Source organism: Mycobacterium sp. 050128, from assembly GCF_036409155.1.
GTDB lineage: Bacteria > Actinomycetota > Actinomycetes > Mycobacteriales > Mycobacteriaceae > Mycobacterium.
The window spans coordinates 1,410,952-1,425,452 of sequence record NZ_JAZGLW010000001.1; the positions used below are offsets into that span (position 1 = coordinate 1,410,952).

At 68.4% G+C, this 14,501-nt stretch carries 11 protein-coding genes and 1 tRNA gene; 5 read left to right on the forward strand and 7 right to left on the reverse strand.

Features of this window, described 5'->3' with window-relative positions:
* Positions 1 to 25 precede the first annotated feature (25 nt).
* The 3 genes from selB to SKC41_RS06840 form a co-directional block, all read right to left on the reverse strand.
* A complete protein-coding gene (gene selB / locus SKC41_RS06830; protein ID WP_330978778.1) occupies positions 26 to 1,816 on the reverse strand; it encodes a selenocysteine-specific translation elongation factor in 1,791 nt (596 codons plus the stop codon).
* Positions 1,813 to 3,132 (reverse strand): L-seryl-tRNA(Sec) selenium transferase, encoded by a 1,320-nt coding sequence (selA, locus tag SKC41_RS06835; protein ID WP_330976937.1) that lies wholly within the window; start codon positions 3,130 to 3,132, stop codon positions 1,813 to 1,815. Before selA ends, selB begins: the two co-directional genes overlap by 4 nt.
* 30 nt (positions 3,133 to 3,162) lie before the next feature.
* Positions 3,163 to 3,258 (reverse strand) — tRNA-Sec (locus SKC41_RS06840).
* A 255-nt stretch (positions 3,259 to 3,513) separates the two neighbouring features.
* On the opposite strand from SKC41_RS06840, the gene selD reads away from it, so the two are divergent.
* Positions 3,514 to 4,497 (forward strand): selenide, water dikinase SelD, encoded by a 984-nt coding sequence (gene selD / locus SKC41_RS06845; protein ID WP_330976938.1) that lies wholly within the window; start codon positions 3,514 to 3,516, stop codon positions 4,495 to 4,497.
* Positions 4,498 to 4,503: 6 nt separating this feature from the next.
* Here the strand turns inward: selD and nrfD are convergent, their stop codons facing one another.
* The 3 genes from nrfD to fdh are packed head-to-tail and all read right to left on the reverse strand — an operon-like array spanning position 4,504 to position 9,898.
* Positions 4,504 to 5,601 carry an NrfD/PsrC family molybdoenzyme membrane anchor subunit gene (gene nrfD, locus SKC41_RS06850; protein ID WP_330976939.1) on the reverse strand — a complete coding sequence of 366 codons (1,098 nt, stop codon included), beginning with the start codon at positions 5,599 to 5,601 and terminating at the stop codon, positions 4,504 to 4,506.
* Positions 5,598 to 6,581 (reverse strand): 4Fe-4S dicluster domain-containing protein, encoded by a 984-nt coding sequence (locus SKC41_RS06855; RefSeq protein WP_330976940.1) that lies wholly within the window; start codon positions 6,579 to 6,581, stop codon positions 5,598 to 5,600. The genes nrfD and SKC41_RS06855 overlap by 4 nt, the downstream gene beginning before the upstream one ends.
* Positions 6,578 to 9,898 carry a formate dehydrogenase gene (gene fdh / locus SKC41_RS06860; protein ID WP_330976941.1) on the reverse strand — a complete coding sequence of 1,107 codons (3,321 nt, stop codon included), beginning with the start codon at positions 9,896 to 9,898 and terminating at the stop codon, positions 6,578 to 6,580. The genes SKC41_RS06855 and fdh overlap by 4 nt, the downstream gene beginning before the upstream one ends.
* Before the next feature lie 76 nt (positions 9,899 to 9,974).
* Between fdh and SKC41_RS06865 the strand changes: the two genes are divergently transcribed.
* A complete protein-coding gene (locus tag SKC41_RS06865; RefSeq protein WP_330976942.1) occupies positions 9,975 to 10,211 on the forward strand; it encodes a hypothetical protein in 237 nt (78 codons plus the stop codon).
* A 10-nt stretch (positions 10,212 to 10,221) separates the two neighbouring features.
* On the opposite strand, the gene SKC41_RS06870 is transcribed toward SKC41_RS06865, so the two are convergent.
* Positions 10,222 to 11,109 carry a fructose bisphosphate aldolase gene (locus SKC41_RS06870; RefSeq protein WP_330976943.1) on the reverse strand — a complete coding sequence of 296 codons (888 nt, stop codon included), beginning with the start codon at positions 11,107 to 11,109 and terminating at the stop codon, positions 10,222 to 10,224.
* 237 nt (positions 11,110 to 11,346) lie between these two features.
* Between SKC41_RS06870 and SKC41_RS06875 the strand changes: the two genes are divergently transcribed.
* The 3 genes from SKC41_RS06875 to SKC41_RS06885 all read left to right on the forward strand — a co-directional run bounded on the left by SKC41_RS06875 (position 11,347) and on the right by SKC41_RS06885 (position 14,493).
* Positions 11,347 to 12,540: a cytochrome P450 gene (locus tag SKC41_RS06875; protein ID WP_330976944.1), complete on the forward strand. Its 1,194-nt coding sequence runs from the start codon at positions 11,347 to 11,349 to the stop codon at positions 12,538 to 12,540.
* Positions 12,541 to 12,642: 102 nt separating this feature from the next.
* Positions 12,643 to 13,254, forward strand: a complete 612-nt coding sequence (locus SKC41_RS06880) for a TetR/AcrR family transcriptional regulator (protein ID WP_330976945.1) — start codon at positions 12,643 to 12,645, stop codon at positions 13,252 to 13,254.
* A 27-nt stretch (positions 13,255 to 13,281) separates the two neighbouring features.
* On the forward strand, positions 13,282 to 14,493 hold the full coding sequence (locus SKC41_RS06885; protein ID WP_330976946.1) for an acyl-CoA dehydrogenase family protein: 1,212 nt from the start codon (positions 13,282 to 13,284) through the stop codon (positions 14,491 to 14,493).
* Positions 14,494 to 14,501 lie beyond the last annotated feature (8 nt).

The window sequence follows — 14,501 nt, forward strand, 5'->3', positions numbered from 1 at the left end:
CTAAATACCTCCCCCACAATGGGATTCATCGCAGCACCTCGCGATGACCGGCGTCGAGTCGGCGGGTCCAGCCCCGCGCGTCGAGGTGTTCCAACAACGGAATCGCCACCCGCCGGGTGGTGTTGAGGGCTTGGCGCGCTTGGCTGGTGGTGAACGGCTGCTCCAGCCGGGCCAACTCCCGCATAGCCAAAGCCGGTGCGGTGGGCAACAATACGACGCCGTCGCGCAGCCGCAGCACCCGCCCGGCCCGCTCGGCCGCGGCCAGTTCGCGGGCGGACAGCTGCAGCGCCGACAGATCGTCGGCCTCCGGCGCGCGGAAGGGCTCGGCCCGCAGTCGCGCTTCCAGTTCGCCCACGGCGGCCTCGGCCAACCCGAGGTCGTCGCGAGCGCCGGGCACCCGGATGTGGCCGCCCCGCTGCTCAAGTCCCGCGTCGCGGGTGACCGCGTCGAGCAGCGACTCGTCCGGCAGGGCCAGCAGGTCACGCGCGCCACCGCGAGATAGCCCTTCTGCCAACGGGTCTCGCGCATGCAGTTCCTCGACCGCGGCCCTTAGACGCTGCTGCCAGGCCTCGTACGTCGCGGCGTGCACCCACCAGCCGTCGAGCACCCGCACGCTCTCGGGTGTCGCTGATGATAGGAACCCCAGACGGCGCAGATGGCTCTCCCGCACCGCGCCGCGGCGCGCCACCTCGGCGCCGACGTCGCCGGCCGCGTCCATCGCACTCAGCGCCGCGGCCCGACGGGTTCCGTCACCGCGCCGCCGCAGCACCGGAGGATCGGCGTCGAGCACCAGGGCGCCGCCCAGGACCCGCTGGCCGCCCGGGTCGCGCAGCACCAATCGGTCGCCGAGCACCAGCGGCAGTGCCCGGTCGAGCGTGAGCCGGCCATGGTCGTCGTCGAACGGCCGCATCCGCGCGGGCACGGCCGCGGTACCGACGTGGACGACCAGCCGGGCGGCAGCCTCGGTCAACGGGCCGCCGGCGGTGCGGCGAATGTCGAGTGTGCCGGTGCTCGCCCACGCTCCAGGGGTGACCAGCGCGCTCCCACGGTGGATGACGTCGCGCGAGACGCCACGCAGGTTCAGCGCGACCCGCGCCACCGGCCCCAGCGTCGGGTAGGGCTCGCCGCGGCTCTGCAAACCGCGGATCACCACCGATTGCGGCCGGTCCGCGCCGAGCACGTTCAACCGATCGCCGCGCGCCACGGTGCCCGCCGCGAGCGTGCCGGTCACGACGGTGCCCGCGCCGGTGATCGTGAAGGAGCGATCGACCCACAACCGCACCCGGGCGGTGGTTTCGGGCGCGGGCAGCTGCTCCAAGACGCGATCGAGGGTGGCACGCAATTCGGTCAGCCCGGTCCCGTCGACCGCCGACACGACGACGCCGGGTGCATCCCGCAGCCCGGTGCCGGCCAGCTCGTCACGTGACTGCGCCAGCACCTCGGTGGCACGGTCCGGCGCGCGGTCGGCACGGGTCACCACGATCAGGCCGTGCCGGATGCCCAGCGCCGCGAGCGCGTCGCGGTGGTCGCCGGACTGCGCCTGCCAACCCTCGTCCGCGGCCACGACAAAGCAGACCACCGGCGCGGGGCCGAGGCCGGCCAGCGTGTTGGCCAGGAAGCGCTGGTGTCCGGGCACGTCGACAAAGGCCACCTCGCGGCCCGACGGCAGGGTGGTCCAGGCGAAGCCGAGGTCGACGGTCAGGCCGCGGCGTCGCTCCTCCTCCCACCGGTCGGGCTCCATGCCGGTCAGGGCGCGGATCAGGGTGCTCTTGCCGTGGTCGACGTGGCCGGCGGTGGCCAGGACGTGGGTGCTCAGCGGTCCGCCTCGGACATTCCCGCCAGCGCGGCGCGCACCGCGTGCAGCAGACGGTCGTCGTCGGACTCGGGGATGCAGCGCAGATCCACCAGGCAAGCGCCGTCGTGTACCCGCGGCAGCACCGCCGGGTCGCCCGCACGCAGGACGGCCGCCGCGGGCTCGGGCAGGCGGACGGCCCACCCGGGCAACGGCACGCCCGGGGCTCCACCGCCACCGACTCGGCCGTCGTGCGCGACGACGGACGCGCCGACCGCCGCCGCCAGACGCTGGGCACGCGCCCGCAGCCGTTCGGGATCGGCGTGCAGGGCCTGGGTGACCGGTGAGGTGCCGGCCCGGATCGTCGCCTCAAGCGCGGCGAGGGTGAGCTTGTCGGCTCGCACGGCGCGCGCCAGCGGATGACGCGCCATCCGGGTGACCACATCGCCGCGGCCGAGCACGATGCCCGCCTGCGGGCCGCCCAGCAGTTTGTCGCCGCTGGCGGTGATTACGTCAGCGCCCTCGGCCAGCGTGGTGGCGGCGTCCGGCTCGTCGGGCAGCAGCGGATCGGGCGCGAGCAGCCCGCTGCCGAGGTCGACGACCAAGGGCACGCACTTCTCGTCGGCCAACGCCCGCAGCTGGGACACCGCGACGGCGGAGGTGAATCCCTGCACCCGGAAATTGCTCTGGTGCACCTTGAGCACACATCCGGTCTGCGGCCCGATCGCGTCGGCGTAGTCCTTCAGGTGGGTGCGGTTGGTGGTTCCGACCTCACGCAGCCGGGCGCCGGTGGAGGCGATCAGGTCGGGCAGCCGGAATCCGGCACCGATCTCGATCAGCTCGCCGCGGCTCACCACGACCTCACCGCCGGCCGCCAGCGCGGTGGTCGCCAGCACCAGCGCGGCGGCGCCGTTGTTGACCACCAGCGCGTCCTCGGCGCCGGGGCAGACATCCAGCAGCGCTTGGCGAAGGGCGACCGCGCGCTTCGAGCGGGTGCCCGTCGCGAGGTCGAGTTCCACGTCGACGTAGCCGCTCGCGGATACCAGCGCCTCGATCGCACTCGCGGCCAACGGCGCCCGGCCCAGGTTGGTGTGCACGACGACCCCGGTGGCGTTGAGCACCGGACGCAGCTTCGTGTTGCGGTGCGCGGCCAGCGACGCCAGCACCGCGGCCTGCACCTGATCGGGCGGCAGGTCGCCGCGCCGGGCCCGGTCCTGGATGTCGCGCACCAGGTCCCTGACGGCGTGTTCGCCCAGCCGGTTTCGCGCCTCCTGCACCGGCGGAAGCGAAAGCAGTTGATCCGTGCGCGGAATCAGGCGGCGCGGGTCGACCTGTGTCACGTGCCTCCTCGGTCTCCTCGCGTCCAGTGCTGGCGGAGGCGGACGGGAATCGAACCCGCCAGACCGAGATACTCGATCTCACCGGTTTTGAAGACCGGGGGGACCACCAGGAACCCAAACGCCTCCCTGCTCAAACTAGCGTGGTCAGCGCCGACGCCGAGTATTCCGTAGGCGGAGGTCACCTCCGCCGCAGTGGTCCGCTCGGGTCATGGCGTTGAGTGTGCGGGTGCGGCGGCCTGCCCCGGCGTGTCGCCGCCGTGGGCGCACACTCAACGGCCCGAGACGTCCCGCGACGCCCAGCACACGAGTGTGGCGACGTTGACCGTCGTCGCTGCGGGGCGGGCGGCCGGTGAGCCCACCCGCTCCTCGTAGGCTCGTGGCATGACCCAGACGCAGACCCGCCTGACCGGCTATGCGCACGGCGGTGGCTGTGCCTGCAAGATCCCGCCCGGCGAGCTGGAAGAGGCGGTCCGCGGCCTGGCCGGACAGACCAGCGGGAACGTTCTGGTCGGCCTGGACGACGGCGACGACGCGGCCGCGGTGTTAGTCGGCGACATCGCGGTGCTGTCCACGGCGGACTTCTTCACGCCGGTCGTCGACGACGCCTACGACTGGGGTCGGATCGCCGCAGCCAACGCGCTCTCCGACATCTACGCAATGGGCGGGCACCCGGTGGTCGCGATCAACCTGGTCGGCTGGCCGCGCGAGGTACTGCCACTGGAGCTGATGACCGAGGTGCTGCGCGGCGGGCTGGCGGTGGCCTCGGAGGCCGGCTGCCCGGTGATCGGCGGTCACTCCATCGACGATCCCGAGCCGAAGTACGGCATGGCCGTGACCGGTGTGGCCGACCCGAATCGGTTGCTGCGCAACGACGCCGCCGAACCCGGGCTGCCGCTGACCCTCACCAAACCGCTGGGGGTCGGGCTGCTCAACAATCGGCACAAGCAGACCGGCGAGGTGTTCGCGGAAGCGATCGCGACGATGGCCCGGCTCAACCGCGACGCTGCCGAGGCCGCGGTGGCAAACGGTGTGCGCGCGGCCACGGATGTGACCGGCTTCGGGTTGCTCGGCCATCTCTACAAGATGTGCCGGGCCTCAAAGGTGGGCGCCGTCCTCGACCGCTCCGCGGTGCCGGTGCTCGATGCCGGCCGGGCGGCGCTGCGTGACGGGTTCGTCTCCGGCGGGTCTCGGCGCAACCTCGATTGGGTGCGGCCGCATCTGCGTCCCGGCCCCGGCATGACCGAGGACGATCTCCTGCTGCTCGCCGACGCGCAAACCTCGGGCGGCCTGCTCGTGGTGGGCGAACTACCCGGTCACCCGGTGATCGGCCACACCGTCGCCGGCGAGGGCATCGAGGTCCGCTAGTCCGCTTTAACGGGCGGTGGTGATCGAGTCGCCGGTGATGCCCGCCGCGCGGCGAGCCGCCAGCCGACGCTTCTGCGGCTCCATCGTGTAGCGAGGGTCGCCGGCCGATTCCTTGCCCGCCTCGAAGAAGCCGAACCTCAACATCGCCGACGCCGTCAGCAGCGTCAGGCCGGACAGCGCGGCGACATCGCGGCGATGCCCGCCGAGTAATGCGCCCAAACCGCCTGCAGCGGCGAGTATTTCGCTCGTCTGTAGCAGCCAGCCGGGCCTGCCGTGGTGCAGCGGTTCTCTGGTCACCGGGTCCATCCGGAACTCGGTGAACCTGGCGGAGATCAGATCACCGACCGCACCCATGACGGCCAGCTTGCGCGCGGGCCCGGCCTCGGAGACCGGGGTGGTGATCATCGCCAATCCCGAAGCGGCCAGGCTCGCGGAGCTGACGAACACGAACGGCAGGTCTCGGTACGCGGCATTCCACGTCGGGGTGGCGGTGTCGGTGAGCAGCACCGCGGTGTAGACGGCCAGCGGTGGCGACAGCACGGCCGCTGCCAGGCCGGCCGGGGCCTCCACGGCGTGCAGCACGGACCGCAACGGGCCCAACGGAATTCGCTCGCCGGTCATCCGATCGATCTCGGCAACCGCGGCTATCCCGATGCCGCCGCTGAACAGGCTGAGGATCCACGAACCGATGCTCATCGGAGAGGTCAGTTTGACGGTCCGCAGCATGTTGACGAATCGCTCGGGTCGGCCCAGGTCTTTCACCAGCGCGGCCGCGCCCAGTGACACCGCGATCAGAGCGGACAGTCTTGTGTTGCGGCGCAACTTCTTTCGTCCGGTGAGCTGAGCACCTGCCGCCAGCAGGCCAGACCCTCCGGCGACGCCGCCCAAGAACAAGTAGGCCGCCACTTCGTGTCCCCAGGGCGCGGGCTTGACGACCGGACGCCCGTAATACGAGGTGAACTCGGCGTCGGGGACCATCGGCATTTCGCGCGAGCCGTCGGAACCACTGCCACCGCCCCGACGGGCGCCGCGCTCGCGTCTCCTACGCCGCTTGCCCCCCTCGGGTTCGGGCGGGCGGAAGCTGTCGAATTCCGAGGTGCTCACCGGCTACTCCAAAACGCCAGCACGGCCGCGCCGACCATGCCGGCCGCGGCCATCGTTGCCCGCTTGAACATCGTCGGCAGGTCGGCGGTGCACACCCGCGGATCCGGCGGCAGGCCGTAGACCTCCGGTTCGTCGAGCAATAAGAAGATCGACCCCGTGCCGCCGACACCGTCGTGCTCGTTGGCGCCGTAAAGCCTTGCCTCAGTGCGCCCTTCGGCGTGCAACTGAGCTACCCGCTGCCGCGCTCGGTCCACCAGGTCGTAGTGATCGCCGAACTTGATCGACGTGGTCGGACAGGTCTGGGCGCAGGCGGGTATCTGGTCCTCGATCAGGCGGTCGTAGCACAGCGTGCATTTCTGGGCGACGCCGGTGACGAACTCCTCCTGCGGGCGGCCCGGCCGTTCCACCGGCGTCGCATACGTGCCGTCGCTGCGGCGCTCGACCACGCCGAAGGGGCAACCCGCGACGCACGTTCCGCAACCGTTGCACACGTCGTGCTGCACCACCACGGTCCCGAACTCGGTGCGGAACAACGCTCCCGTGGGGCACACGTCGAGGCAGCCCGCATGGGTGCAGTGCTTGCAGACATCGGAGGACATCAGCCAGCGAAACTCCGGGGTGTCGGGCGGTTTCGAATCAGCCTGGGCGTCGGCAGCACCGGGGACCGCGGGCATACCCAGGCTCACCAACGCGCGCCCGGATTCGCGGGCCTCCTCGATCCGGTCGCGACCCTGCTCGATGAACGCCACGTGCCGCCAGGTGCTGGCGCCCAGCGAGCCGGTGTTGTCGTACGACGAGCCCAGCAGTTCGAGGTCGCCGTCGCGGGGGTTGCGGTTCCATTCCTTGCACGCCACTTCGCACGCCTTGCAACCGATGCAGATCGAGGTGTCGGTGAAAAAGCCCTTGCGGGGCTTGGCATCTCCCCAACCGGCATCGGCGGCAGGGTCACTCGGTCCGGTCAGCTGACCCTTGAACTTCACTGGCCTCCCTTCCCGTCCTGCTCGCGTTCGATGCTCTCCCAGACAGCTTCGCTGACTCGGATATTGTCCGTCTCCACGGTGGCGCCCGCGCGGGACTGGTACTCCTCGATCAATTGCAGCAACTTCGCGCCCTGCGGCCGCCGGCCCGGTCGGATGTCACAGGACCCGGCCTTGGACTCCTGGATCTGCACGTTGGGATCCAGTGTGACGCCTAGCAGATCGTTGGCCGCGTCCCCGCTCACCAGCGCGTCGCTGCCCACACCCCAGTGATAGGGCAGCCCGATCTGGTGCACGGTGTGGCCGCCGATCCACAGCGGGGTCATCCGCTCGGTGACCAGCACCCGTGCCTCGATCGCCGCGCGTGGCGAGATGATCGTCGCCCAACCGTAGGGCTCGAGCCCGCGTTCGGCGGCCAGCTCCGGCGAGACCTCGCAGAACATCTCCGGTTGCAACTCGGAGAGATAGGGCAGCCATCGACTCATGCCGCCGGCGGTGTGGTGCTCGGTGAGCCGGTAGGTGGTGAACACGAACGGGTACACGTCGGCGCCGGGATCGCCCGCGCTCGGAGCGCTCAGATTGTCCTTGCGCGGGAAGATGATTCGCGAGGGGTTCCGCTGTTGCGGGTAGACCGCGTTGGCGACCGGCGACTCTTGCGGCTCGTAGTGTGTGGGCAGCGGTCCGTCCACCATTCCCTTGGGCGCGAACAGCCAACCCTTGCCGTCGGCCTGCATGATGAACGGGTCGTCGCCGGCGAGGGCGTCCGGGCCGCCGACGTCTGGGTCCGGGCGGCTGCCCGGCGCCCGGTCGGCCACGAAGTCGGGCACGTCGTGACCGACCCAGCGCTGCTGCTCGGGGTCCCACCAGATGTAGCGCTTGCGCTCACTCCACGGCTTGCCGTCTGGGTCGGCCGAGGCGCGGTTGTACAGAATCCGCCGGTCGAGCGGCCACGCCCAGCCCCACTCCGACTGGCTCGGGCCGGTGCCGCCATGCGGTACCCGACGGGCGGCCCGGTTGACGCCGTCCGCGTACACACCCGAGTAAATCCAGCATCCGCAGGACGTCGATCCGTCGGCGCCCAGTTCGGTGTACCCGGGTACAGGCTGGCCGGCTTTCGGCCCGGTCAAGTAGCAGCCACTGATCTCGGCCAGCACTGCTGTCGAATCGGGCTCGCCATGCTCATCGGTGGGATAGTCCCAGGTCAGATCGAGCAGAGGCCGATCGCGTTCGTCGGTGGATCCGGCCAGCCGCTGCCGAATTCGCTTGCCCAGTTCGAAGAAGAACTGCAACTCGCTCTGGCAGTCGCCGGGTGGGTCGACGGCCTTGTGCCGCCACTGCACCAGTCGTTGAGTCTGGGTGAAGGAACCGGCCTTCTCCACGTGCGACGCCGCCGGGAAGAAGAACACCTCGGTTTCGATGTCCTCGGTCTTCAGCTCGCCGGAAGCGATCTCGGGACCGTCCTTCCAGAAGGTGGCCGACTCGATCAGGTTAAGGTCGCGAACCACCAGCCACTTCAGGTGCGACATACCCATGCGCTGCATCCGGCCATGCGCCGATCCGACGGCCGGGTTCTGTCCCAGCAGGAAGTACCCGTCGACCTCGTCTTCAAGCATCGACATGACCGTCTGATACGTGCCGTGCGGCCCGGACAGTCGCGGCAGGTAGTGGTAGGCCCAGTCGTTGTCCTCGCGGGCGGCGTCGCCCCACCATGCCTTGAGCAGGCTGACGATGTAGGTGTCGGCGTTGGCCCAGAAACCTTTCTGGTTCTTCGGCCCGACCGCTTCGATGTAGTCAGCGAAGGTGTCGTGCACACCGGCTTTCGGCATCGACAGGTAGCCGGGCAGCAAGTTGAACAACGTCGGTATGTCGGTAGACCCTTGGATGGTGGCGTGTCCGCGCAACGCCATGATGCCGCTGCCCGGGCGCCCGACGTTGCCCAGCAGTAGCTGCAGAATCGTTGCGGTACGGATGAATTGGGCCCCCAGCGTGTGCTGGGTCCAGCCGACGGCATAGGCGAAGCAGGTGGTGCGCTCCCGGCCCGAGTTAGCGACGAGCGTGCGTGCGAGGTAGTCGAAGTCCTCGATACCGATGCCGCAGACGTCGCGCACCATCTCCGCGGTGTACCGCGCGTAGTGCCGCTTGACGATTTGGAACACCGTCCGCGGATGCTGCAGGGTCTCGTCGCGCAGCACGCGGGCGTGCGGTAACGGCGGACCGCCGCTGCCGTGCGCGTCGCCGGCGGCCCGGGCCGAGGCACTGGCGCCGTGCTCGCGGCGGCTCTCTTCCTCTTCCTGTCCGGCGTAGGCCCACGTCGACGGGTCGTACTGCCCGGTCTCGGGATCATAGCCGGAGAACAGGCCTCCCAAATCCTCTGCGTCGCGGTAGTTTTCGTTGATCAGGGTGGCCGCGTTGGTGTAGGCCACCACGTACTCCTTGAACCACTTGTCGTTGCTGATGACGTAGTTGATCAGCGCGCCGAGCAGCACCACATCCGAGCCCGCCCGGATCGGGATGTGTTTGTCCGACACGGCCGAGGTGCGGGTGAAGCGCGGATCGACGTGAATCAGCTTCGCGCCGCGGGCTTTTGCCTCCTCGACCCATTGGAAGCCGACGGGATGACACTCGGCCATGTTGGAGCCCTGGATGATGATGCAGTCGGCGTTGGCCATGTCTTGCAGTGATTGGGTGGCGCCACCGCGCCCGAAGGAAGTCCCCAGACCGGGAACTGTGGAGCTGTGTCAAATACGAGCTTGGTTCTCGATCTGGATCGCGCCCGCGGCGGTGAAGAGCTTCTTGATGACGTAGTTCTCTTCGTTGTCCAGTGTGGCTCCGCCGAGCGCGGCGATCTTCATCGTGCGCCGTAGGGGGTGGCCCTTCTTGTCGATGTCCTGCCAGGCATGCCGGCGGGCCTCGACGAAGCGATCGGCCACCATGTCGATGGCGGTGTCGAGATCCAGCGACTGCCACTCGGTCGCGCGCGGGGCGCGATAGAGCATTTTGATCTGGCGGCCCGGCGAATTGACCAGCTGCTCACTGGCCGAACCCTTGGGGCACAAGCGTCCCCGCGAGATCGGCGAGTCCGGATCGCCCTCGATCTGGACGACCTTCTCGTCCTTGACGAACACTTTTTGACCGCAGCCGACCGCGCAGTACGGGCAGACGCTTTGCACGACGCGGTCGGCGGTCGTGGTGCGTGGGGCGAGGGCCCGCGTGTGCCTGGAGGTCACCGCCGGCCCGCGGCCGAACGCATCGGCCGAACGCAGCTGACGGATGACGGGCCATTCGAGAAAGATCTTCGGCGAGGGCAGCTTCGGAGCCATATCCCGAAGCCTAGTGGGGCACGCGATCGATTACCCGGCGGGAACCGGCGCGGCTGTCCACTGCACCTCTTACGATGTGACTTCGGCAGTGGGTGACCTCGCCAAGTTCGACGTGCAGGCCGTCCTCGGTGTCGTGCAGCAAGCACCGCAGATGCTGCACATCTACGACGACAACCGCGTCTATCTGACGGTGGAGTCCCGCAGGGACGGACCGCTAAGCCTGCGCATCCACGCGTCCGACGGGCCGCTCGGCGGATCCATCGCGGTCGGCACCGACGGCAGCGTCACCCAGGGCTCGCCCCCGGCCCGTTGACCCGGGCCGCCTAGGTGATCGATGCCGCGTAGATCTCCGCGATGTTCGATCCGAGCTTCTCGTCGAATTCCGCGTCGCTCTGCTGGGCGGTCAGTCCCTCGGTCAACGCCCGCGAGAAGCTCGCGATCAGTCCGTGGTTGCGGGCCAGGATCTCGCAGCTCTCGGTGAGGCTGTAGCCGCCGGACAGCGCGACCACCCGTAGCACCCGGGGGTGGTCGATCAGCGGCGCGTAGAGATTGTCTTCGTCGGGCAACGTCAGCTTGAGCATCACCTGCCGGTCGCCCGGGAGCTCGTCGAGTTTTGCGTGCAGCGCCGCCACCAGCAGGCCGTCCGCCTTGGGCTTGTCCGGGCTTTTGATGCTGACCTCGGGCTCGACGATCGGCATCAATCCGCGCTCGGCGATCGTGGCGGCGTACTCGAATTGCTGGTCGACAATGGCGTTGATGCCCGCCTCGCTGGGCTCTTGGATGAACGAGCGCATCTTGGTGCCGAAGATGCCCAAGGCCGCGGCCCGATCCAGCAGGGAGTCGAGTTTGGTCATCGGCTTCATCAGCTGGACACCGTTTTCGGCGTCGGCGAGGCCCTGGTCGACCTTGACGAACGGAACGATGTGCTTTTGCTTCCACAGGAACGCCGCGGAGTCCTCGCCGTTGATGGTGCGGTCCATGGTCTGTTCGAACAGGATGGTCGCGATCACCTTGTCGCCGGTAAAGCTCGGGCTCGTGATCAGCCGCGCGCGCATCTGGTGGATGAGGTCGAACATCTGCTCGTCCCCGCTGTATTCGTCTTCTCCAATCCCGTAGAGCTTCAAAGCTTTCGGCGTGCTGCCGCCGCTTTGGTCCAGCGCGGCGATGAAGCCGTGGCCCGAGGCCATCGCGTTGCGTTGTTCTTCGTTCACTGCGTTCCTTCCGTCGTCGCCTGATCCGGTCCGCGGCCCGCCGCTGGGAACCTCCAAGGTCCCAGCATTGCGCACCGCCACCCCCCGCGCCTACAGGCATTTCGACTCCTGGCGGTACACCGCACCCCGGTGAGTTGATCAGGTCCTATTGACTGAGCTGATCGGCATATGTGACGATTTCGTCAGCATCGGCAAGTCACGGATGAGCGGCTCGGCCGGGCAGCGAGGAGATTCCCAATGAGCAACGGGCGCAAGGATGCGGCCGCCTCCTACCGGCATGACATCTACAGCCGCGCCGCCGTGCTCGACCCCTATCCGCACTATCGGCGACTGCGCGACGCCGGCCCGGTGGTCCGGCTGCACCGGCACCGGGTCTACGCACTGCCGCGCTATGCCGAGTGCAAAGCCACGCTCCGCAACGACTCAGCGTTCATCTCCGGACGCGGCGTCGCGCTCAACCCGTTCAGTAACCGACTATCGCGCGGCACCACACTCAACAGTGACGGCGCCGACCACGATCAACGCCGGAAGCTTCTTGCTCACCGGCTGCTGCCCAGGGCACTGCGCTCCGCCAGCGAAACCATCGAAAGGATGGCGGATACCGTCGTCGACGCTGCGATACGACGCGGCACCGTCGACGCTGTCGCCGATCTGGCGACGGCCCTGCCGCTCGCCATCGTCCCCGATCTCGTCGGCTGGCCCCGCGATCGACGTCAGCATTTGATCGAATGGGCCGGCGCCACGTTCGATGTCCTCGGCCCGCTCAATTGGCAAGCCGTCAAAGCGACTCCACGCAGCCTGCAGATGCTGCTGTTCGCCCGTCGTGTGGTGCGGCAACGGGCCGTCCTGGACGGAAGCATGGCGCACGAACTGCTCTGCGCCGTCGACGCCGGCCGGCTCAGCTACGACGACTGCTCGGCACTGATGATCGACTACATCGCCCCATCCCTGGACACGACGATCAGCGCCATCTCCAACGCCCTGTATCTGTTCGCTACACACCCCGACCAGTGGCGCCTGGCGAAAGAGGACCCCGGGCTGATCCCCAATGCCGTCAACGAAGTGATCCGCTACGAATCGCCGCTGCGAGCCTTCGCCCGCCAGGTACCCCACGACACCGAGATCGCCGGCACGCCGATACCTGCCGGATCACGGGTTCTGGTCATGTACGCCTCAGCCAACCGCGACGAAAACGAATGGGACAGACCCGAAATCTTCGACATCCGTCGCGACGCCGGGCGCCACCTCGGTTTCGGCCACGGAACCCACGCCTGCGCCGGTCAGGGACTCTCCCGGATGGAAACCGCTGCCATTTTGCGCGCCCTGCTGCAACGGGTGGACCGTCTCGAGGTTGTCGGGCAACCCGTCTGGGCGGTGAACAACATCATCCGCCGCCATCGATACCTTCCGCTCAAGCTGATACCGGCCTGAACATTTCGCGCCGTCGGATCGACACCTGCACCTGGCAGCGGTCGTGGTGCGTGCGGGCGGCAGCGGTTTGCCATCCCCATGGTGAGTGAGTACTCTCTCACCATGCCCGATTCGGGACGCGATCGATTGCTGGCGGAGGCGCTCAAGCTCTTCGCCGCCAAGGGCTACGCGGCGACCTCGGTCGCCGATATCCAGCGGGCATCCGGCCTCGCCCCCGGCTCGGGCGCGTTGTACAAGCACTTCGCCTCCAAGCGTGAACTGCTGGAGGCGGCGGTGACCCAACGGATCGACAGCATCGTCGCCGCACGAGAGCAGTTCGACGCCGGGCAGCCGGGCGGCGTCGAGCAGGCGGTGCGTACCGCCGGGCAACTGATCTGGAGCAACCTGCGCCAAAGCGAGGATTTGCTCAAGGTCATGCTGCGCGAACCCGAAGAGCTCGGCGATCTCGACGAGAAGACCTGGCAGGTCATCACCGACAACGCCTATCAACGGTTCGCCGATGAGCTGGCCGCGTCCAATCGCTCCGGCCGTACCAGCATTCCCGACCCCGAGGCCACGGCGGCAGTGGCGATCGCTTCCCTGTCACACGCGGCGACGCTGCAGGCGCTGTCCGGACGCTTGCCGGGCAACGTCGACGAGGATCGCTATTTCGAAGCCTGGGTCACCCAGACCGTCAGCGTCCTCGCGCAACACACCAACCCCAGAAACCGTTGAGTATCAACCTCTTCCAGGAGTAAAACCATGACTTTCTCAATGCAACTGAGCGACGACGTCATCGAGGTGCGCGATTGGGTGCACCAGTTCGCGGCCGAAACCATCCGCCCCGCCGCGGCCGAATGGGATGAACGGGAGGAAACCCCGTGGCCGGTGATCCAGGAGGCCGCGAAGGTGGGCCTCTACTCCCCCGACTTCTTTGCACAGCAGGCCGCCGAACCGACCGGCCTGGGCTTCCTCACCGCGTTCGAGGAGATGTTCTGGGGCGACGCCGGCATCGCGCTGTCCATCATGGGAACCGGCCTGGCCGCAGCGGCGTTGGCGGGCAACGGAACTCCCGAGCAGCTCGGGCAGTATTTGCCCGAGATGTTCGGTACACCCGGCGACCCCAAGCTCGGTGCGTTCTGCTCGTCGGAGCCCGACGCGGGTTCGGACGTCGGCGCCATCCGCACCCGGGCCCGATTCGACGAGGCGACAAACGAATGGGTGCTCAACGGCACCAAGACGTGGGCTACCAACGGCGGTATCGCCAACGTGCACATCGTGGTGGCGTCGGTCTATCCGGAGCTGGGCACCCGCGGCCAGGTGTCGTTCGTCATCCCGCCCGAGACCAAGGGGCTGTCGCAAGGGCAGAAATTCAAGAAGCACGGCATCCGCGCGTCGCACACCGCCGAGGTGGTCCTCGACAACGTCCGGTTGCCCGAGGACTGCATTCTCGGCGGTCGCGAGAAATTCGAGGCCCGGATCGCGCGGGTCAAATCCGGCGCCTCGGCGGGTGGCCAGGCGGCGCTGAAGACCTTCGAGCGCACCCGGCCGACTGTCGGCGCGATGGCCGTCGGCGTAGCCCGGGCCGCCTATGAATATGCACTCGAATATGCCTGCCAGCGTGAGCAATTCGGCCGCAAGATCGGCGAGTTCCAGGCAGTGGCGTTCAAGCTCGCCGACATGAAGAGCCGGGTCGACGCCGCCCGCCTGCTGGTGTGGCGGGCGGGCTGGATGGCCCGCAACAACCAGAACTTCGACTCCGCCGAGGGCTCGATGGCCAAGCTGGTCGCGAGCGAGGCCGCGGTGTATGTCACCGACGAGGCCATCCAGATCCTCGGCGGCAACGGATACACCCGCGACTACCCGGTGGAGCGGATGCACCGCGACGCGAAGATCTTCACCATCTTCGAGGGAACCAGTGAGATCCAGCGCCTGGTGATTTCGCGGGCGCTGACCGGGCTGCCCATCCGTTAGGTTTGACG